This window comes from Mycobacterium sp. NGS63 (genome assembly GCF_059812295.1).
In genome coordinates this window covers 366305-385166 of the sequence record NZ_JCALCJ010000001.1, presented here as the reverse complement: position 1 = coordinate 385166, position 18862 = coordinate 366305, and the positions used below count along the sequence as shown (strand labels likewise).

The 18862-nt window shown below is 67.4% G+C and carries 17 protein-coding genes; 8 read left to right on the top strand and 9 right to left on the bottom strand.

Annotated elements, in window-relative coordinates:
- Positions 1-3 precede the first annotated feature (3 nt).
- Positions 4-978, bottom strand: coding sequence for a glycosyltransferase (locus AC5Y4Z_RS01930; RefSeq protein WP_499960549.1), 975 nt, complete (start codon positions 976-978; stop codon positions 4-6).
- 187 nt (positions 979-1165) lie between these two features.
- Here AC5Y4Z_RS01930 and AC5Y4Z_RS01925 point away from each other — a divergent pair, with 187 nt between their 5' ends.
- The 6 genes from AC5Y4Z_RS01925 to AC5Y4Z_RS01900 are packed head-to-tail and all read left to right on the top strand — an operon-like array spanning position 1166 to position 6026.
- The gene (locus AC5Y4Z_RS01925; protein WP_499960548.1) at positions 1166-1306 is read left to right on the top strand and encodes a hypothetical protein; all 141 of its coding nucleotides are present in this window, start codon (positions 1166-1168) and stop codon (positions 1304-1306) included.
- Positions 1303-2076, top strand: a complete 774-nt coding sequence (rfbF, locus tag AC5Y4Z_RS01920) for a glucose-1-phosphate cytidylyltransferase (RefSeq protein WP_499960547.1) — start codon at positions 1303-1305, stop codon at positions 2074-2076. Before AC5Y4Z_RS01925 ends, rfbF begins: the two co-directional genes overlap by 4 nt.
- Positions 2064-3152 (top strand): CDP-glucose 4,6-dehydratase, encoded by a 1089-nt coding sequence (gene rfbG / locus AC5Y4Z_RS01915; protein WP_499960545.1) that lies wholly within the window; start codon positions 2064-2066, stop codon positions 3150-3152. Before rfbF ends, rfbG begins: the two co-directional genes overlap by 13 nt.
- On the top strand, positions 3149-3700 hold the full coding sequence (locus AC5Y4Z_RS01910) for a dTDP-4-dehydrorhamnose 3,5-epimerase family protein (protein WP_499960544.1): 552 nt from the start codon (positions 3149-3151) through the stop codon (positions 3698-3700). The genes rfbG and AC5Y4Z_RS01910 overlap by 4 nt, the downstream gene beginning before the upstream one ends.
- Positions 3697-4920, top strand: a complete 1224-nt coding sequence (locus AC5Y4Z_RS01905) for a class I SAM-dependent methyltransferase (protein ID WP_499960543.1) — start codon at positions 3697-3699, stop codon at positions 4918-4920. The genes AC5Y4Z_RS01910 and AC5Y4Z_RS01905 overlap by 4 nt, the downstream gene beginning before the upstream one ends.
- The gene (locus AC5Y4Z_RS01900; RefSeq protein WP_499960541.1) at positions 4917-6026 is read left to right on the top strand and encodes a DegT/DnrJ/EryC1/StrS family aminotransferase; all 1110 of its coding nucleotides are present in this window, start codon (positions 4917-4919) and stop codon (positions 6024-6026) included. The genes AC5Y4Z_RS01905 and AC5Y4Z_RS01900 overlap by 4 nt, the downstream gene beginning before the upstream one ends.
- Positions 6027-6039: 13 nt before the next feature.
- Here the strand turns inward: AC5Y4Z_RS01900 and AC5Y4Z_RS01895 are convergent, their stop codons facing one another.
- Entirely contained in the window at positions 6040-6801 is a 762-nt protein-coding gene (locus tag AC5Y4Z_RS01895; protein ID WP_499960540.1) for a formyltransferase family protein, read from the bottom strand.
- A 281-nt stretch (positions 6802-7082) separates the two neighbouring features.
- Here AC5Y4Z_RS01895 and AC5Y4Z_RS01890 point away from each other — a divergent pair, with 281 nt between their 5' ends.
- Entirely contained in the window at positions 7083-8576 is a 1494-nt protein-coding gene (locus AC5Y4Z_RS01890) for a PE family protein (protein ID WP_499960539.1), read from the top strand.
- 130 nt (positions 8577-8706) lie between these two features.
- On the opposite strand, the gene AC5Y4Z_RS01885 is transcribed toward AC5Y4Z_RS01890, so the two are convergent.
- On the bottom strand, positions 8707-10311 hold the full coding sequence (locus tag AC5Y4Z_RS01885; protein ID WP_499960537.1) for a hypothetical protein: 1605 nt from the start codon (positions 10309-10311) through the stop codon (positions 8707-8709).
- 545 nt (positions 10312-10856) lie between these two features.
- Positions 10857-12137 (bottom strand): esterase/beta-lactamase LipL, encoded by a 1281-nt coding sequence (gene lipL / locus AC5Y4Z_RS01880; RefSeq protein ID WP_499960917.1) that lies wholly within the window; start codon positions 12135-12137, stop codon positions 10857-10859.
- A gap of 230 nt (positions 12138-12367) precedes the next feature.
- Between lipL and AC5Y4Z_RS01875 the strand changes: the two genes are divergently transcribed.
- On the top strand, positions 12368-12781 hold the full coding sequence (locus tag AC5Y4Z_RS01875) for a hypothetical protein (protein WP_499960536.1): 414 nt from the start codon (positions 12368-12370) through the stop codon (positions 12779-12781).
- Positions 12782-12791: 10 nt separating this feature from the next.
- On the opposite strand, the gene hepT is transcribed toward AC5Y4Z_RS01875, so the two are convergent.
- The 5 genes from hepT to mutA all read right to left on the bottom strand — a co-directional run bounded on the left by hepT (position 12792) and on the right by mutA (position 18726).
- Positions 12792-13220 carry a type VII toxin-antitoxin system HepT family RNase toxin gene (gene hepT / locus AC5Y4Z_RS01870; protein ID WP_499960535.1) on the bottom strand — a complete coding sequence of 143 codons (429 nt, stop codon included), beginning with the start codon at positions 13218-13220 and terminating at the stop codon, positions 12792-12794.
- The gene (locus AC5Y4Z_RS01865; RefSeq protein ID WP_499960533.1) at positions 13210-13593 is read right to left on the bottom strand and encodes a nucleotidyltransferase domain-containing protein; all 384 of its coding nucleotides are present in this window, start codon (positions 13591-13593) and stop codon (positions 13210-13212) included. The genes hepT and AC5Y4Z_RS01865 overlap by 11 nt, the downstream gene beginning before the upstream one ends.
- Before the next feature lie 36 nt (positions 13594-13629).
- On the bottom strand, positions 13630-14601 hold the full coding sequence (meaB, locus tag AC5Y4Z_RS01860; RefSeq protein ID WP_499960532.1) for a methylmalonyl Co-A mutase-associated GTPase MeaB: 972 nt from the start codon (positions 14599-14601) through the stop codon (positions 13630-13632).
- A gap of 67 nt (positions 14602-14668) precedes the next feature.
- Complete coding sequence (scpA, locus tag AC5Y4Z_RS01855; RefSeq protein WP_499960531.1) at positions 14669-16921, bottom strand: methylmalonyl-CoA mutase; 2253 nt, start codon at positions 16919-16921, stop codon at positions 14669-14671.
- Between the two features lie 5 nt (positions 16922-16926).
- Positions 16927-18726, bottom strand: coding sequence for a methylmalonyl-CoA mutase small subunit (gene mutA / locus AC5Y4Z_RS01850; protein WP_499960530.1), 1800 nt, complete (start codon positions 18724-18726; stop codon positions 16927-16929).
- Positions 18727-18862 lie beyond the last annotated feature (136 nt).

Genomic DNA, 18862 nt, shown 5'->3' with positions numbered 1-18862 from the left:
CGCTCACTCCGCCCGGTCGCCGAACACGTCGCTCGGATCGCGCACGATGACATATACCGGCTTACCCATGGCCATATTGGCCGCGGCCGCGATGTACTCGGCGATGATCCCCAGGGCGAACAAGATGGCGCCGCCGACGACCAGCACCGCCACGAACACCGATGTCCACCCCTGCACGCTGATGTCCCCGAGCGCTTTTTGGACCGCGCTGTTGATCGCCATCCCAAAACCGATCAGGGCGAACAGGATTCCCATCATCGAGACGAAACGCAGCGGCCGGGTTCCCGACGAGATGACCAGGCGCCAGAAATGCGCGACCAGGCGACTCAGGGTGTAGGCACTGGCCGGCCGCCCTTCCTGGCGCATCGCCACCGGACAGGTCGAGGGGTTGGCGACAACCCAGCACAGCGCGACGTCCAAGAACACCCCTGCGCCGGTGTAGGCGGCCACGCTGCGTCCGGCCTCGCCCAGAATCAGTCGATAGCTGTTGAACGCCTTGGGCCCGTCGGACGACATCAGCACGTGCACGAACAGCCATTTCGTCAGCCAAGACGCCGCGTTGCGGAAGGCACCGTGGGGTGGCGGATTCGTCGGCGCCGCATACACCAACTGGGTGCGGTCCCGGTACGCCGTGTCGAGCATGTCGCCGATATACGCCGGATCGTGCTGCCCGTCCTCGTCCATGGTGACGATCCAGTCCCCGCCCGACGACGTCATGCCCGCCAGCGTCGCCGGATGCTGTCCGAAGTTGCGAGACAACCATATTGGGCGGATCCAGTCGTCCCGCGCGGCCAGCTCGCGTACGACTTCGTCGCTGCCCCGGATGCCGCGGTCCCACACCAGGAGCACCTCGTCGACGCAGTACTGACGACCCTCGGGGGTTTTCTGCGTCGAACGAAGCTGCTCGAGCTCCTTGACCACGCCGGGCAAGGTCTCGGCACCGCTGTAGACCGGAATCACCACGCTAACCGAGTCCACGCGGGTCGATTGACCGTCACCAGTCACGCGTTGCCTCCCCAACGGACAGCTCCAGTGCCGTAACTGTACCGAGGCATGACCGACTAAGTGACTCAATTGTGATTTCTCTGAACACGCCCCTGGACCGCAACGTTTTGTCTCGCGGTTTCTGCCTTCGAGGAGGTGGTGTCCGGTGTACTCTCACCGCGTGTCGCTCCTGATCGCGGTCGCGGTATCCGGGCAGCGTGAGCAGGCCGAAACGCCCAAAACCACCTGGTTGCAGGGCAAAAAGTACCAACTGCTGGGGGCTTTAGTGGAAGGTAACGCGGGTTACTCGCGGGTCCGATGAAAGCCGTCTTGCTGGCCGGTGGCCTGGGCACCCGCCTCAGGGAAGAGACCACGATCCGCCCGAAGCCGATGGTGGAGATCGGCGGGCGGCCGATCCTGTGGCACATCATGAAGCTCTATTCCCACCACGGGATCAATGACTTCGTCGTTTGCTGCGGCTACAAGGGCTACGTCATCAAGGAGTATTTCGCGAACTATTTCCTGCACATGTCGGACGTGACCTTCGACATGTCGGCTAACAAGATGGAAGTGCACACGCGACACGCCGAGCCCTGGCGGGTGACGCTGGTGGACACGGGTGAAGACACCATGACGGGCGGGCGGCTCAAGCGGGTGGGCAGCTACATCAAGGACGACGAGGCCTTCTGCTTCACCTACGGCGATGGGCTCAGCGACGTGAACATCGGCGCGAGCATCGACTTCCACCGTCAGCACGGGCGGAGCGCCACGGTCACGGCGGTGCTCCCGCCGGGACGCTACGGGGCCATCGAGTGCGCGGGTGACAGGGTCACGCGCTTTGTCGAGAAGCCGCGCGGCGACGGCGGGCTCATCAACGGCGGATTTTTCGTCCTGTCGCCCGCGGTGCTCGATTACATTGAAGGCGACCAGACCTCGTGGGAAGGCGCACCCTTGACTCGTCTCGCTGCCGACGGCGAAATGATGGCCTTCGAGCATTCCGGCTTCTGGCAACCCATGGACACCCTTCGAGACAGAAACATGCTCGAAGAACTCTGGAGCAGCGGCGAAGCGCCCTGGAAATGCTGGCATTGAACGCTTTCGGGACTGCTTACCGCGGGCGCCGGGTCCTCGTCACCGGCCATACGGGATTCAAGGGCAGCTGGTTGGCGCTGTGGCTGCAAACGCTGGGCGCCGAGGTCACCGGGCTCGCGTTGGACCCATGGGTCGAGCCCAGCCATTGGGACCTGCTGAAGCTGTCCATCAACGATCACCGCGTCGACGTCCGCGATGAAGCCTCAGTCCGCAGGGTTTTCGCCGCGGAGCGGCCGGAGATGGTTTTCCATTTGGCCGCCCAGCCGTTGGTCCGTCGGTCCTACCGCGAGCCGGTGACCACTTGGGCCACCAACGTGATGGGCACGGTGCACGTCCTCGAGGCCGTTCGTCATACCCCGGAAGTGCGCGCCGTGGTCGCGATTACGAGCGACAAGTGCTACGAGAATCGCGAATGGCCTTGGGCCTACCGGGAGCAAGACCGGCTGGGTGGCCACGAGCCCTACAGTGCGTCCAAGGCCGCCGCCGAGCTGGTGTCCGCGAGCTACCGGGCTTCGTTGTTGCAAAACCCGTCGGCGCCCCTGCTCGCAACAGCCCGGGGCGGCAACGTGATTGGCGGTGGCGACTGGTCCGAGGACCGGCTGATTCCCGACCTGGCGCGTTCGATCGCAGCCGGCGAGCCGCTGGTCATTCGCTCGCCGAACGCCACGCGCCCCTGGCAGCACGTGCTCGATCTTCTCAGCGGGTATCTGCTGCTGGGTCAGCGGCTGCTGACGGGCGACAGCGCGTGCGCAGATGCGTGGAACTTTGGTCCCGACGAGGCCGGAAACCGCACGGTCGAGCAGGTGCTCGGACAGCTGGCCCGCACCTGGCCGCAGCTTCGGTGGCAGGTGACATCGAGCCCCCAGCCACACGAGGCGGGTCTGCTACACCTGGACAGCGCCAAGGCGAAGATGCATCTGGGGTGGCGTCCGGTCTGGGATCTCGAGAAGACGCTGCGGCACACGGCCCATTGGTATCGGCAGCTGATCGAGGCCGACGAGGTGTCGAGTGCCGACCAGTTGGCCGCCTACGTCGCCGATGCGGCCGAGTCGGGCCAGGTTTGGGCGACGGCATGAACATCATCGACACCCCGGTGGCCGACCTGAAGGTCGTGCGGTCCGACCCTCACCAAGACGACCGCGGCACCTTCCTGCGCCTCTTCTGTGCCGAGGAACTCGAGCCCCTGCTGGGCCACCGCCAGGTCGTGCAGATCAACCACTCGACCACCCGCCACGCGGGGGCCGTGCGCGGCATGCATTTCCAGCGCCCGCCGCACGCGGAAGTCAAGATGATCCGCTGCCTTCGCGGCAGGGTTTGGGACGTGGCGGTCGACCTGCGCAAGGGATCCCCCACATTCCTGCAATGGCACGCCCAGGAGCTGGCGCAGGGCGACGCCCAGATGTTCGTCATCCCAGAGGGTTTCGCGCACGGCTTCCAGGCGTTGGAACCCGACAGCGAGTTGTTGTACCTGCACACGGCGTTCTACCACCCGCCCGCCGAGGGCGGGCTCCGGCACGACGACCCGCGGCTCGCCATCAGCTGGCCCCTGCCGCCGCAGGACCTTTCGGCTCGCGACCGATCCCATCCGCTGCTGGACCCCAACTTCACGGGGGTCGCGGTATGAAATGCCGACACTGCGGTACGCCCCTGGAGCACACGTTCGTGGACCTGGGCTTCGCGCCACCGTCGAACGCCTACCTGCAGGCCGACGACCTGTCCAACCCGGAGTTGCATTACCCGCTGCGCGTTAAGGTGTGCCACCAGTGCTGGTTGGTGCAGACCGAGGACTACGCGCGCGCTGAGGAACTGTTCAGCCCCGACTACGCCTACTTCTCCAGTACCTCGACCAGTTGGCTCGACCACGCCGCCGGGTATGTGCGCATGATCACCGAGCGGCTGAATCTCGGGCCCGAGAGCTTCGTCATCGAAGTGGCGTCCAACGACGGCTATCTGCTGAAGAACTTTGTGGCAGCGGGCATCCCGTGCCTGGGTATCGAGCCGACGGCGGGCACGGCTGCGGCGGCCGAGGCGCTGGGAATCCCGGTGGCGCGGGAGTTCTTCGGCGAGGCCCTGGGACGCCGGCTGGCCGGCGAAGGCCGGCGGGTCGATCTGATTCTGGGCAACAACGTGTATGCCCACGTCCCCGACATCAACGACTTCACCCGCGGGCTGGCCACGGTGCTGAAGCCCGAAGGCGTCGTGACACTGGAATTTCCCCACATTGTGCCGCTGATAGAACACACCCAGTTCGACACCATCTATCACGAGCACTTCTCGTACCTGTCGCTCACCACCGTGACCCAGATCTTCGCAGCCGCCGGCCTGCGGGTGTGGGACGTCGAAGAACTGTCGACCCACGGCGGCAGCCTTCGCGTCTACGGCTGCCTGACCGACGCGGCGATCGCCACCACCGACCGCGTCGCTGCGCTGCAGACGCGCGAGGACCGATTCGGGGTGACCCGACTGGAGACCTACACCGAGTTCCAGCAGCGCACCGACCGGGTCAAGGTCGATCTGCTGGCATTTCTGGTCGAGCAGAAGCGCGCCGGCCGGCGCGTGGCCGCCTATGGGGCCGCCGCCAAAGGCAACACGCTGCTGAACTACGCCGGCGTCCGTCCCGACCTGCTGCCCTACGTGTGCGATGCCGCGGGGTCCAAGCAAGGAAAATTCATGCCCGGCAGCCACATTCCCATCTATTCACCCGAAGCGCTGCGGGAGGACCCGCCGGACTACGTTGTCGTCTTGCCGTGGAACATCGCCCATGAGGTCCGCGCCCAGTTGGGTGATCTCGTCGACAAAGGCGTGCGTCTCGTCACCGCGGTCCCGGAGTTGAGCGTGCTGTGAACCCCCGCATCCCCTACACCAAACCGTCGATCACCGACCTCGAGGTGCGGTACGCGACCGACGCCGCCGCGAACGGCTGGGGCGCGCGTTGCTACGAATACCTCGATCGCTTCGAGCATGCTTTCGCCGCGCACCTGGGTGTCAAGCACGCGATCGCGACGTCGAGTTGCACCGGCGCCCTGCACATGGGCATGGCCGCGCTGGGCATCGGCCCGGGCGACGAGGTCATCATGGCCGACACCAACTGGATCGCCACCGCGGCGCCCATCGTCCACCTGGGCGCCAAACCGGTCTTCGTCGACATCCTGCCCGAAAGCTGGTGTATCGACCCGGATTTGGCCGAGGCGGCGATCACTCCGCGCACCAAGGCCATCGTCGCCGTGCACCTGTACGGCAACCTGTGCGAGATGGACGCCCTGTTGGCGATCGGGCGAAAGCACGGCATCCCGGTCATCGAGGACGCGGCGGAGGCCCTCGGCTCGATCTATCACGGCAACCGCGCCGGCTCCCTGGGGCGATTCGGGACCTTCTCGTTTCACGGCACCAAGACCGTCTCCACCGGTGAGGGCGGCATGTTCGTCACCGACGACGACGACCTGTACGAGCACGTGCTCACGCTGAGCAACCACGGCCGCGCGCGCGGTCAGACCAAACAGTTCTGGCCGGACATGGTGGGGTTCAAGTACAAGATGTCGAACATCCAGGCGGCCATCGGTTGCGGCCAGATGGAACGCATCGAGGAGCTGATCTCGCGAAAGCGGGAAGTCTTCTACGTCTACCACGACGCGTTGACCGGGGTGGCGGGCATCTCGATGAATCCCGAACCGGCCGACACCCAGAACGGCTTCTGGATGCCCACGGTCGTCTTCGAGGGAGCGAGGGGGCTGACGTCCGACCGCATTCGGGGTGCGTTTGCCGCACAAAACATCGACGCCCGGGTCTTTTTTCACCCGCTTTCGACGATTCCACCATTTGCCGGATCGCCCGGCGGTCGATGGGCCGCCGACATTCCCGAGCGGGCGATCAATCTGCCCAGCTTCCATGACATCACCAAGGACGAGCAGTGCCGCGTCGTGCAAGTCGTTCGCGAGCTGTGCGAAGCGTGAAAAGCGCCGCGGGCTAGGTGAGCTTTTCTATGGTGACCCGCACCTCGTAATCGCCGTCGCCGTCGGAAAACCGGCACGCGGGGTGTGGACGGAAAGTCCGGGCGCGCAGGCGGTTCAGTACCTCCCTGGCCGTCGTCGGTTCATCGAGGTCGATGATGCTCGCTGACTCGAGTTGGCTGCGATAGTGCAGGGTGCCGGCATCCGATTGCGGAATCCGCGGGATCGTGCCGTGCACGATCACCGGCAGGGCCTCTTCGAAAAGCGCGACCATTGCTGCCAACGCCTTCTGGTACAGCGTCTCCCCCGTGTCGGTCCACGACACCGGTATCTCTTTCTGGAAGGCGATGTCACCGGCGTCGATCGCGGCGTTGACGTGATGGAGCGTGACGCCGTAAGGCGCGCCTTCAACGATCGCCCAGAAATTCGGGTCCTTGCCCCGGCAGTACGGCAGCAGGCTGGGATGGGTGTTCAGGATGACGGGAGCCGCCTCGAGGACACCTTCCTTGAGCAGATGCGGCCACCAGGCGAGAACGATGACGTCAAGCCGCCTGGAGACGAGCCACTCGACCCTGTCACCCTCGTCCTGATCCCCCCACCGTCTGGTCTCGCAACCCTCGGGAACGGGGAACCCGTCGGCGACAGCGTCGGTTTCGGTCAGCAGCGCGACAACGCTTTCCGGCGCGTAGGCGAGCAATTTCCCGAGAATCGCATGGCCGACCTCGCCGTGCGCGAAGATGCCGATGCGCCTGGCCGCGTCACGGTCCCCGATGCCCATCTTCTTTCGATCAGACCGTGTTCAAAGCGCCCGGACGCACAAGGTCCTTGCGCGTCAGCTCGTCCTCGGTCATGTCGTAAACCTCGTCAGGTTGATGCAGCGGCCCGATCGTAGGCGACCTTACTCGCACCGACCGCGCGGTCGCTCACGCGGCCCGACGCCATGAAGGCCCGAAGGATAATCGCGTTACCCCGCTGCGCCGCTGTATTTCGGCATACGATTTGTGTGTCACCGATCGCCAGCCAGCCGCTGGGTTGTCTTGGTTTGCTTGGAGGTGCGGGATGTCGTTTGTCATGGCGGCGCCGGAGACGATGGTCGCGGCGGCAACGGATTTAGCGGGCATCGGCGCGACGCTCGACGCGGCTACCGGGGCCGCGGCGGCCCAGACGACGGGGATCCTGGTAGCCGCCCAGGACGAGGTGTCGGCGGCGATTGCCGAGCTGTTTTCCGCCCACGGTGAGGGCTTTCAGGCGCTCAGCGCTCAGGTCGCTGGGTTTCATCAGCAGTTCGTGCAGGCCCTCACTGCCGGTGCCGGTTCGTACGCTGGCGCGGAGGCCGCCAACGTCGCGGCGCAGACGCTGGGCCAGGACGTGCTCAATGTGGTCAACGCGCCCTTCCTGGCCCTGACCGCGCGCCCGCTCATCGGCAACGGCGCCAACGGCGCCCCGGGGACCGGCCAAAACGGCGCGCCCGGCGGGTGGCTGCTCGGTAACGGCGGCAACGGCGGCGCCGGGGCCAACGGCGTCCTGGGGCCGGGGCAAAACGGCGGCAATGGCGGCGCCGCAGGGCTGTTCGGTCACGGCGGTGCGGGCGGCGCCGGCGGGTCTGCCGGGACCGCCGGCGGGAACGGCGGCAACGGCGGCGCCGGCGGGATGTTGTTCGGGACCGGCGGGGCCGGCGGCCCCGGCGGAAACTCGATAACCGGCGGGGCCGGTGGGAACGGCGGTATCGCCGGGCTGTTTGGCACCGGCGGCGCCGGCGGCGGCGGCGGAACCTCGGCGGCGGGCATGTCCGGGAACGGAGGCAACGGCGGATCGGGCGGCATGTTCGGCAACGGCGGCGCCGGCGGCCCGGGCGGATCGGGTGGCACGGATTCCGGCGACGCCGGGGCCGGTGGCGCCGGGGGCATGTTCGGCGGCAATGGCGGCGTCGGCGGCGCCGGCGGACAAGGAGCGACCAACGCCGGCGGCGATGGCGGCATCGGCGGTAGGTCCGGGTTTCTTTACGGCACGCCCGGAGCGGGCGGCAACGGCGGGTTCGGAGCCGTCGTCGGCGGGCCCGGCAACGCCGGCGGCAGCGTCGGCGGACTCTTCGGCAACGGCGCCCCGGGCGGTGCGGGCGGCTTCGGCAACACCACCGGCGGGAACGGCGGGGCGGGCGGCAACGCCGGCATGCTCATCGGCAACGGGGGTGCCGCGGGGGCCGGCTCGTCCGGTGGTAGCAATGGCGGCATCGGCGTGGCCGGCGGAGCCGCCGGCATGCTCTGGGGCAACGGAGGGCTCGGCGGGCAGGGCGGGCACGGCAACGTGCTGGGCGGTGCGGGCGGCCCGGGCGGTGTGGCCGGGATGATCGGCAACGGCGGTGCCGGTGGTGACGGCGGTACCGCCAACAGCGCCGGGGTCGGCGGCACCGGCGGCAAGGGCGGCAACGCCGTGCTGGTCGGCAACGGCGGCAACGGCGGCAACGGCGGGAACGCGGGGACGGCCGGCATCCCGGGAGCGGGCGGCACCGGCGGTCTGCTGCTCGGATTGCCGGGCAACAACGGGTCGACGTAGCGGTCGGCGGCGGTCGTTGCAATACGTTTCGTAGAACAATCGAAGAACTGTGTCCGAAGTGCCTGTGCGCGAACTGAATCAGGACAGCGCGGCGTTCACGGCTGCGCCAAACGCGAAGCGAAACTCGACGTCACCCCGCGGGCCGAAAATTGTCGCGCCCGATTCCGGCTGCAAAGGGTGAGTTGACTGACCTCATCAGCACGGACAAGCTGCGCCTGGCCGCATGGTTTACCACAAAGTGACCACGATGCTTGGCGGCATGTCGAGTGGTGATCGTGGTGCGTGCTACCACCTCACCACCTGGCTGACTTCGTCGTGCTGCAACCGCGAAGAACAAAGCCAGCGCAGTTGCGAGCAACGCTGGCCCAGCCGCAAGCACCAGGCGGACCGCGGCAGCAGTGCCGCTGGCGAGCGATCCGTTGAGCCACATCCGCTTGCGGACCTCGGCGGTGCCGGAGTTGGAAGGCCGGAACTCGGGCGGCAGTATCGCAGTGATTTCAGGGTCTCGAAGAACTTCGACCAGTCGCTGCGGGCTTGGGTAGGAAAGTTGTATCCCGTGCCCACCCGGACCGTTTGGGCCGAGACGGCCGACGTCGCCTGTGGCGAGGTAGGCCCGGATATTGGCGAGTTGTTGGCTGGCGGCTTTGCTCCAGTCCATGGCCCCCAGGACTGATCCGTAATAACCGAACAGTGCGATGGCAGCTACGACGGCAAACGACCACGCCGCCGCGGCCGCCGCCGTTTGCTGGCTGAACCGCGGCCTGTGCGCTCTGGTGACGAGACCGAACACCGCCACTAGCCCCACCGGGTAGATAGGGAGGACGAAGTCGAGATATCGCACCCCCACGGCGGCCCCCCGACCATAGGCGAGAAGGACGAACTGGATGGCGAGCCACGCAACGATTCCGACTGCCACCCAGGATCGGTCGGCAATACCAGGGCGCTCGGCCGTCGTGCGATATAAAAACCACACCGCCGGGACGAGTGCCATGCCGGCCATAGCCAAGAACACCATCAGTCCTTGGATGAGCGTCCGCGCCGTGCTCATCGGGTTCGCACCCGACGCCGCCCACACGACCATCATCAGAGCTACCGATGCCATGACGACGACGCCGGCCAACTCCCGGCGCCGTCTCTTTCTGGCGTTGAGTGTTACCTGCATAGTCACGAGTGCACCGGCGGCGAGGATGGCGGCGACCCCTGTGGCAAACGAGAAGTAACTGAGGACCGCGGCAACCAAGCCGCCAAACCAGCGCGCAGAAAACGGACGCGCGGTGGCGAACGCGACCAGCGACGCGATGCCGAAAAACAACGATAGGTACACCTCCAGCTGCAATCCCCACAGCGCGTTCTCGTAGACGACCGGGAATCCGAACAAAAATGCGACGAAGCCCGCCAGAAGAATCCGCCGCTGTCGCGCCATCAGGGGCATCAGCAACGCAGTGAGCCACGTGACCGCCGCCGTGTGCACTGTTGCGCCAAAGATCATCTCGAGGCGTGTGTTCCACTCGCCGGCCAGCTCCAACTGCGCCAGCGCGAGCATGCGGAAAACCGGGATGCGGTGTTCGAGATGCGCGGCGAAAAGGTCGGAGAACGAGAGGGCGCCCTTCAGATACGGCGAATAGAGGCCCGCGGCCTCGACGTCCCATTGATCCAAAATGGGCATCGGCGAACCCAGCGACGAAATGACGACGAGCTTGGAGCCAAAGATGGCGCAGGCTACGGCCGCAAGCATGGCGGACATGCCTTTGTGCCGTGGCGACGCCATTGGTGGCGCGTCGGACGAAACTGACCGGACGTCCCAATTATGTTCCGACCCAGCCGCTTTCCGCTGTCGGAGAACGACGACTTCAGGTTGACCCGCCATGCGCGGACTCCCCCTCCGCCCCTCGTCGCACACCCGACCCAAGGGTTGAACAATGACAGGGGCAAGCACTCACCTGATCTGGAACCCGATGACGCGAGCCTACGAACTTCATGCATGCGAGCACGGACGTTTTCGGCAACTGGCTTGTGCGAGCCGCTTTTGGGACCACACGGCCATTGGCGAGCCAGTCGCGTGACGCGGGGTCGCGGACCGACGGGCGACGGATCTTTTATGGTTCGCAAGTCCGCCAAGCATCGTCGGAAGCGACGGCATCGGTCATCTTCGGCGGTCGACTTACCGGGTTTGTCACCTATACGAAAGCCTGCGGGACGCCGCGGAAGCGTTGAACCTGCTGACGATATCCCGCGGCCGCTGACGCGGCGCCGGACGAACGTGGCTGGGCCGCAGGAGAATCAGCCCGCGACGGCCCCCGGCTCGGAGAACGGCGCCCCGAACTCGGTCACCGGCTGCAACCCGCGCTCGCGGACCTTGGCGGCCGCGTCGCGGATCAGCTTGTAGATCCCCACGAACGCCGCGTGATCGGTCATCACGAACGGTGTCAGCAGCCGGTTGTGCACCAGGGCGAACGCCACCCCCTCGGCGGGGTTGGCCCAGCCGACCGAGCCGCCCAGCCCGACGTGGCCGAAGCCCGGCATCACGTTGCCGAACGGCAGGCTGTGGTAGCCCAGATGGAAAGCCAACGGCACGAACAGATTTCGGTCGGGGCGCAGGCTTCGCTTGCCCGTCAGCCCCGCGACCAGCTCACGCGACAGGAATTGGGTGCCGTCGATCTCGCCGCCGTTGGCGATCGCGCCGTACATCCGCGCCAGCGCGCGGGCCGTCACCACGCCGTTGGCCGCCGGAATCTCGGCGTCCAGCAACGGGATCTCGCCCTGGGCGGCGGCGATGATGCCCGGGAAGTACATGGACCGGTAGGCGCCGGACAGCTGGTTGGCGACCTTGTTCGTCACGTAGCTGACGACGGGATTGCCGATGATGCTCTGCGGCATGATGATCTGGGCGGCCCGCGTCGGCGAGCCGGCCGGCGGCCGGCCGAGGTGCATGCCGTCGGTGCCCAGGGGCTCGGCGAGCTCCTCGCGGATCAGCGCGCGCATGCCCTTGCCGGTCACCGCCCGGCCCAGCCCGGACATCAGCCAGCCGAACGTCAGCGCGTGGTACGCGGATTTGCCCAGCAGGCGCCCCGGGGACGCGGCCGCCAGCCGTTCCTCCATCAGGACGTGATCCAGCAAGTCATCCTGGCTGGCCCCGCGCAGGCCCGAGAGGCCGGCGGTGTGTCGCATCACCTGGCGCACGGTGAGGCTCGCCTTGCCGTTGGCCGCGAACTCCTTCCAGTACTCGGCGACGGGGGCCTCGTAGTCGATGAGCCCGCGGTCGGCCAGACGGTGGATGACCGTGGCCGCCATCCCTTTGGTCGCCGAGAACACCATCGGCGCGGTGTCGGCCGACCACGGCAGGTGACCATCCCGGTCGGCGTAGCCGGACCACACGTCGACGGCGGGTTGGCCGTCGACGTAGACCGCCAGCGCCCCGCCGCCGAACCGGCGGGCGGGAAACATCGCGGAGAAACTGCGAACGACGCACGCAAAATGTGGGTCCGCCGCGCCGGACACACGACGGCCTGCGTCAGGGCCATCGTGGGAGTGGACCGCGCGGCGATCGATCCCGGACTTCATCGTCACACTAACGAATTTACTTGGATTTCATACCTTCCGTCTGGCAAACAGGGATTTATTTACCTATCCGTTAGCGAGCCGCGCCGTCCTGTATTTGCTGGTACTGGGCCCGGCCACGGTGACCTCGCCGCCGCGCCGCAGCGGGCTTTGCGCGGTTCCCGGGTGAAGAACAGGGCCCCCTGTTGATCGGCGGTGCCGGTTGCCATTGGGCGGCGCTACGCTCGGGTGTCATGGAGCCCGGGGATCTCGAATCGCGCGTCACCGCCCTTGAGCACCAGGTGCACAACCTGACCGAGCGAGTCCAGGGAAGTGAGCAAGACGCCGCGGCCGCGCGCGTCCTCGCGGGAGCCGCCGACCGGGACGTCAGCGAATTTCGCGACGAGCTTCGCGACTTCCGCCGGGCGACGACGGCCGGCTTCAATGCCCTGCGGGAGGACTTCGTCGATCTCCGATCGGAGTTCGGTGTCCTCCGGTCGGAGTTCGGCACCCTCCGATCGGACTTCGGCAGCCTTCGAGAGCATGTCGATCGAGGATTCATCGAGATGCGGGGCAAATTCGACGCCGCAGCCGCGGGACAGCAGCAGATCGTCGAGCTTCTCCAAACAATCATCACAGATCAAGGGCATAACCGACCGGCCGAATGAGGCCAAGCTGTCAGCCGGTGCCAGGGCCGTCGCGCAAAAATGCGGTCACCTGCTCGACAAACTGCTCGAGATCGCCGAGATTCGCAAGCCTGGATACGACGACCTCATCCGAGACCTCCACGTATTCATGCACGAGGATGTTGCGGAATCCAACCGCCCTACGCATGGCATCGGATAAATCGGCCGTCAGTACCCGTTGGCGCCCAAGGATTTTCATGGTGTCGCCGTTGTCCGCCGGCGGACCCCAGCCCTGCGCGGAACACATGTGTTGAGCGATATCGACGCACGCCTCGATCGACGTGACGAAGGTGTACTTCACGCCACGAAGCCACATCGGGTCGGAGCGCCGCGCGCCGTCGGCCTGAGATTCCTGATGCAAAACAGCGAGATCGTCGGCGACAACGCGCAGTAATCGCAACACGCGGACGTCATCGACCACGACGAAGCACCGCATCCGCGAAATCCCGGTGGGCGCGCTCAAGCCGCGGGAGTTCGTCGAGGTAGACCTTGCGTGTGGTCGCCTCCCACACCACACGAGCACCGGCATCGCATTCGAAGAGCAGTTTCCCGTAAAGCGCTACGCGTCCCGCGAGTTCGAGGGGGGCACGGTTGAGGACTACGAGGTCGACGCCGGCGGGCAGGAGAACCTCAAACGCCTCCGGCGGTTGTCCAAGGAAATACGCCGCGATATCGATGTCGGAACCCGGCCGGGCACCGCCCGACGCGCGGCTGCCATGCAGGTAGGCAAAAACAGCGCCGCTGGCCTGCAGCGCTTCGATTGTCTCCGCAATTCGCTCGTCGACCTGATCCACCGCCCGATTGTCTCACCGCAGCGGGCGTTGTGTCCGTCAGCGCGCGGCGGCCTCCAGGATTTGCTGGGCCGCCAACGCGGGCGTCAGCTCCCCCGCCTTGACCCGGCGTTCCACGTCGGCGCGGATCTTGCGCACGCCCGGGTTGGACAGTACCCGGTCCAGCACGGTGTCGCGGACCATCTGCCAGGTCCAGTCGACCTGCTGGGCCCGGCGGCGCTCGTCGAGCTCGCCGGCGTCGGACAACACGCGGTGATGGCGCTCGATCGTCTCCCACAGCTCCGACAGGCCGGTCCCCTCCGTCGCGCTCATCGTGAGAACCGGTGGCCGCCACAGGGTTTCGCCCGGATGGATCAGCCTGATCGCCGCGGACAACTCGCGCGCGGCTTTGCGCGCCTCCGGCAGGTGATCCCCGTCGGCCTTGTTGACCACCACGATGTCGGCCAGCTCCAGCGCGCCCTTCTTGATGCCCTGGAGCTGATCGCCGCTGCGGGCCAGGGTCAACAGCACGAAGGTGTCGACCATGTTGGCCACCGCCACCTCGGACTGCCCCACACCGACGGTTTCGACGAGGACCACGTCGAACCCGGCGGCCTCCAGCAGCACGATGGCTTCCCGGGTGGCCTTGGCCACCCCGCCCAGCGTGCCCGACGTCGGCGACGGCCGGATGTAGGCGTCGGGGTGCACGGCCAGGCGCGCCATCCGGGTCTTGTCGCCCAGGATCGAGCCGCCGCTGCGCGTCGACGACGGGTCGACGGCAAGCACCGCCGCCCGATGGCCCTGCTCGATGAGGTGCATGCCGAGCGCCTCGATGCTGGTCGACTTCCCCACCCCGGGGGTGCCGGTGATGCCGACGCGATGGGCGTTGCCCGAGTGCGGCGTCAGCTCCAGCAGCAGCTGCTGGGCCTCTTTCTGGTGGTCGGCGCGGGTGGACTCCAGCAGCGTGATGGCCCGCGGCAGCGCCGCGCGGTCACCGCCGAGCACGGCCTTGGCCAGGTCTTGAGAGGTCATCAGGCGTTGACTCTGCGCGCAGGGTGCGGCCTTCTCGCACTTTGTCGCCATAGCCGCAGAGTCAACATCAGTTCAGGTCGTAGCCCAGCTGCTCGGCGAGCTTGTGCAGCAAGCCGATTGCGGCATCGGCGATCACCGTCCCGGGCGGGAAGATGGCCGTGGCCCCGGCCGCGTAGAGCTCGTCGAAGTCGCCCGGCGGGATGACGCCGCCGACCACGACCATGATGTCGGGCCGCCCCACCTCGGCCAGTGCGTCGCGCAGCGCCGGCACCAGCGTCAGGTGCCCGGCGGCCAGCGACGACACCCCGATGACGTGCACGTCGTTGTCGGCGGCCTGGCGGGCCACCTCCTCGGGCGTGGAGAACAGCGACCCGACGTCCACGTCGAACCCGATGTCGGCGAACGCCGTCGCGATCACCTTCTGTCCGCGGTCGTGGCCGTCCTGGCCCATTTTGGCCACCAGAATCCTGGGCCGGCGGCCGTCGGCCTCGGCGAACTTCTCGACGAGTTCGGTGGCGGTGGCGATGTTGGTGGCCTTTCCGGCTTCGTGACGGTAGACCCCGGCGATAGTACGGATCTCCGCCTGGTGCCGGCCATACACCTTTTCCAGCGCGTCGGAAATCTCGCCGACGGTGGCCTTGGCCCGCGCCGCGTCGATGGCCAGCGCCATCAGGTTGTTGCCCAGCCCGTCTTGGCCGGCGCGGCCGTGGGCGGCGGCCGCGCGTGACAGCTCGGCCAGCGCGGCGTCTACGGCCGCCTGGTCCCGATCGGCCCGCAGCTGTTGCAATTTGGCCAGCTGCTCGGCGCGCACCCGGTCGTTTTCGACCTTGAGTACCTCGATCTCCTGGTCCTCGTCGACCTGGTACTTGTTGACCCCGATCACCGGCTGCTGGCCGGAGTCGATGCGGGCCTGGGTGCGCGCGGCGGCCTCCTCGATGCGCATCTTGGGGATGCCGTCGTCGATGGCCTGCGCCATGCCGCCATGCTCGGCGATCTCGGCCATGTGGGCGCGCGCCTGCTGCGCGAGCCGATGGGTCAGCCACTCCACGTAATACGAGCCGCCCCACGGGTCGATCGGCCTGGTGGTGCCCGACTCCTGCGCCAACACCAGCTGCGTGTTGCGCGCGATCCGCGCCGAGAAGTCGGTGGGCAGTGCCAGCGCCTCGTCCAGCGCGTTGGTGTGCAGCGACTGCGTGTGCCCCTGGGTGGCGGCCATCGCCTCGATGCAGGTGCGCGCGACGTTGTTGAATGCGTCCTGGGCGGTCAGCGACCACCCGGAGGTCTGCGAATGGGTGCGCAGCGACAGCGATTTGGGGTTCTTGGCCCCGAACCCGGCCACCAGCTCGCTCCACAGCAGCCGGCCGGCGCGCAGCTTGGCGACCTCCATGAAGAAGTTCATCCCGATGCCCCAGAAAAACGACAGCCGCGGCGCGAACTTGTCGATGTCCAGCCCGGCGTCCAGGCCCGCCTTGATGTAATCGACACCGTCGGCCAGCGTGTAGGCCAGCTCCAAATCCGCTGTGGCGCCGGCCTCCTGGATGTGGTATCCGGATATCGAGATGGAGTTGAACTTCGGCATCTTGGCGCTGGTGTAGGCGAAGATGTCGGAGATGATGCGCATCGACGGCTTGGGCGGGTAGATGTAGGTGTTGCGCACCATGAACTCTTTGAGGATGTCGTTCTGGATGGTGCCGGCGAGCTTCTCCGGCGGCACCCCCTGCTCCTCGGCGGCCACCACATACAGCGCCAGGATCGGCAGCACCGCGCCGTTCATCGTCATCGACACCGACACGGTGGACAGGTCGATGCCGTCGAACAGCTGGCGCATGTCGAGGATGGAATCGATTGCCACGCCCGCCATTCCGACGTCGCCCTGAACCCGCGGGTGGTCGGAGTCGTAGCCGCGGTGCGTGGCCAGGTCGAAGGCCACCGACAGGCCCTTCTGTCCGGCGGCGAGGTTGCGCCGGTAGAACGCGTTGGAGTCCGCGGCCGTGGAGAATCCCGCGTATTGGCGAATCGTCCAGGGCTGGTTGACATACATCGTCGGGTAGGGCCCGCGCACGAACGGCGGCTCGCCCGGGAAGCTGTTCAGGGGGTAACCCTCGGCGGCCGCGCCGGCGCGGTCGGCGCCGATGTACACCGGTTTGACGTCGATGCCTTCGGGTGTGTGCCAATGCATCTGCTCGGGGGTGTACCCGTGCGCCGACGCCGCGGCGGCGACGTGCTCGTCGACCCCGGCCTCGGTGGGCGGGGGCACGTCGCGGTCACCGTGCAGCGGAACGTTCGAGAAGCTGCCGATCGCGGGTGTGGTCATCGTCATGGCGGCTAGGCTCCCAGTCTGGTGAGCAGGTTCGACAAGGCTTGCACCGCATTGATTTTCGCGGTCAGGTACTCATCCGGCCGGTGCTCGGCGTCTTGCTCGGGCCCGGCCAGGTAGATCCGCGAGGCGCCGGCGGTGCGGGCCGCCTCGACCACGCCCGCGGCCTCGTCGTGATAGCGCTTGTCGGTGCCGCAGATGACGACCACGGGCGATCCCGCTTCGGTGACCGCCGCCGCGACGCCCGCGGCGTCGACGGGCCCCGGGTTGACGGCCTCGATCCCGCCCGACGCCAGCAGGTTCGCCGCGAACGTCGCGCGAATGTTGTGCTCGGCCAACGGGCCCAGCGGCAGCAGCAGCGCCTTCGGGCGCGACCCGGTGCGCTCCAGGTGGGCGTCCGAACGATCCCGCAGCGCTTCGAATTCCGCCGCGTAGCGCCGCACCGCCGACGGCGAATCCCCGTGCTTTAAAGGCGGTTCCCCGAGGTTCGGGTATTCGTTGACTCCGGTGAGCGCGGTGCGCCGGTGCGCGATGTCGTCGGCGCGCTTCGCGGCCACCTCGGCGATCTGCTCGGCGACGTGGTCGCGGGCCTCGGCGAAACCGCCGCGCGCCTCGACATCCTGGAACTGCTGCCACGCCCGTTGCGCCAGCTGCTCGGTGAGGTCCTCGACGAACCACGACCCACCGGCCGGGTCCAGCACCTGCCCGACGTGCGACTCCTCCAGGAGCAGCAGCTGGGTGTTGCGCGCGATGCGGCGCGAAAAGCCGTTCGCCACACCGGGAAAGCCGCCCGGGATGGCCGCGTCGAACGGGGTGACCAGCACGGTGTCGGCGCCGCCGACGCCCGCGCCGAAGGCGGCGATCGTGACGCGCAGCATGTTCACCCACGGGTCACGCTGGGTCATCATCGGCAGCGAGGTCTCCGCGTGCACGACGGCCGCGCCGCCCTCGGCGTCGCCGACGACCTCGGCGACGCGCGCCCACAGCTGACGCGCGGCGCGCATCTTGGCGATCGTCACGAACTGGTCGTCGTCGGCGGCCAGCCGGAAGCTGATCTGCCGCAACGCCTGTCCGACCGGGATCCCGGCGTCGGTGAGCAGCCGCAGGTAGGCCACGGCGGCCGCGATGCCGCCGGCCAGCTCCCACGACGCGTTGGCGCCCAGGTTGTGGAAGGCGGGCCCGTCGACGGTGATCGCCCGCACGCCGCGGCGTTCGGCCACCCGCATCGCCACGGCGACCACTTGCTCGACCGGCGCGGATTCCCGCTCGCTCAGCGGCGCGGTCAGCGGGTCGGCGCCCAGGTCGATGGACAGAGCGTCGCGCTTATCCGGTTCCGGCTCGTCGACCAGCGCCAGCAGGGCGTCGCACGCCGCGGCATAGTCAGTGCCGGCGTCGAGGATCACCGGCACCAGGTCCAGGTACACCCCCGCGAGCAGCTTCTCCGGCTCGCCGGCCCGGATCACCAGCGCGCTGACCCCGTCGGCCAGCGCCGCGAGCACCGCGGCGTTGTCGTGATCGGCGAACGCCTCGGCGATCTTCCAGCCCGCGTTGACGTCGCGCCGGGCATCGCCGCCGCGCACGTAGGGCCACTCGCCGGGCAGCGCCGGTTCGGGCAGCTCGTCGAGCGCGGTGTACAGCGCGCGCACGGCGATCCCGTCATACGTCGGGTTCTCCAGCAGCCGCTCCGGCTCGTCCCCCAACTGCTCGGGCGCCTTGCGCGTGCTCTTGGACAGCACACCGGCGACCGCAGTGCGCCAACGCCCGCGAACCTGTTCTAGGTCGGCGAGCTCGGGTACATCAATGGACACCGATTGCTCCCTTTTTCCCAGCAATTGGGGGTCTGCCACGTACTAATGAGGCTAATTGATCGACGCGCCCCGCTAAAAACCGCGCGGCGCCTCCGCCGCTGGACGGGAACGAAACGCCAGGCCTGAGAAACGAGTT

Excerpts from the sequence above, each read along its gene's own strand:
- AC5Y4Z_RS01910 (WP_499960544.1), top strand. The coding sequence starts at position 3,149 with ATGAACATCATCGACACCCCGGTGGCCGACCTGAAGGTCGTGCGGTCC.
- rfbF (WP_499960547.1), top strand. The coding sequence starts at position 1,303 with ATGAAAGCCGTCTTGCTGGCCGGTGGCCTGGGCACCCGCCTCAGGGAA.
- meaB (WP_499960532.1), bottom strand. The coding sequence starts at position 14,601 with ATGACCTCTCAAGACCTGGCCAAGGCCGTGCTCGGCGGTGACCGCGCG.
- AC5Y4Z_RS01875 (WP_499960536.1), top strand. The coding sequence starts at position 12,368 with ATGGAGCCCGGGGATCTCGAATCGCGCGTCACCGCCCTTGAGCACCAG.
- AC5Y4Z_RS01895 (WP_499960540.1), bottom strand. The coding sequence starts at position 6,801 with ATGGGCATCGGGGACCGTGACGCGGCCAGGCGCATCGGCATCTTCGCG.
- AC5Y4Z_RS01885 (WP_499960537.1), bottom strand. The coding sequence starts at position 10,311 with ATGCTTGCGGCCGTAGCCTGCGCCATCTTTGGCTCCAAGCTCGTCGTC.
- rfbG (WP_499960545.1), top strand. The coding sequence starts at position 2,064 with ATGCTGGCATTGAACGCTTTCGGGACTGCTTACCGCGGGCGCCGGGTC.
- AC5Y4Z_RS01890 (WP_499960539.1), top strand. The coding sequence starts at position 7,083 with ATGTCGTTTGTCATGGCGGCGCCGGAGACGATGGTCGCGGCGGCAACG.
- scpA (WP_499960531.1), bottom strand. The coding sequence starts at position 16,921 with ATGACGATGACCACACCCGCGATCGGCAGCTTCTCGAACGTTCCGCTG.
- lipL (WP_499960917.1), bottom strand. The coding sequence starts at position 12,137 with ATGAAGTCCGGGATCGATCGCCGCGCGGTCCACTCCCACGATGGCCCT.
- AC5Y4Z_RS01905 (WP_499960543.1), top strand. The coding sequence starts at position 3,697 with ATGAAATGCCGACACTGCGGTACGCCCCTGGAGCACACGTTCGTGGAC.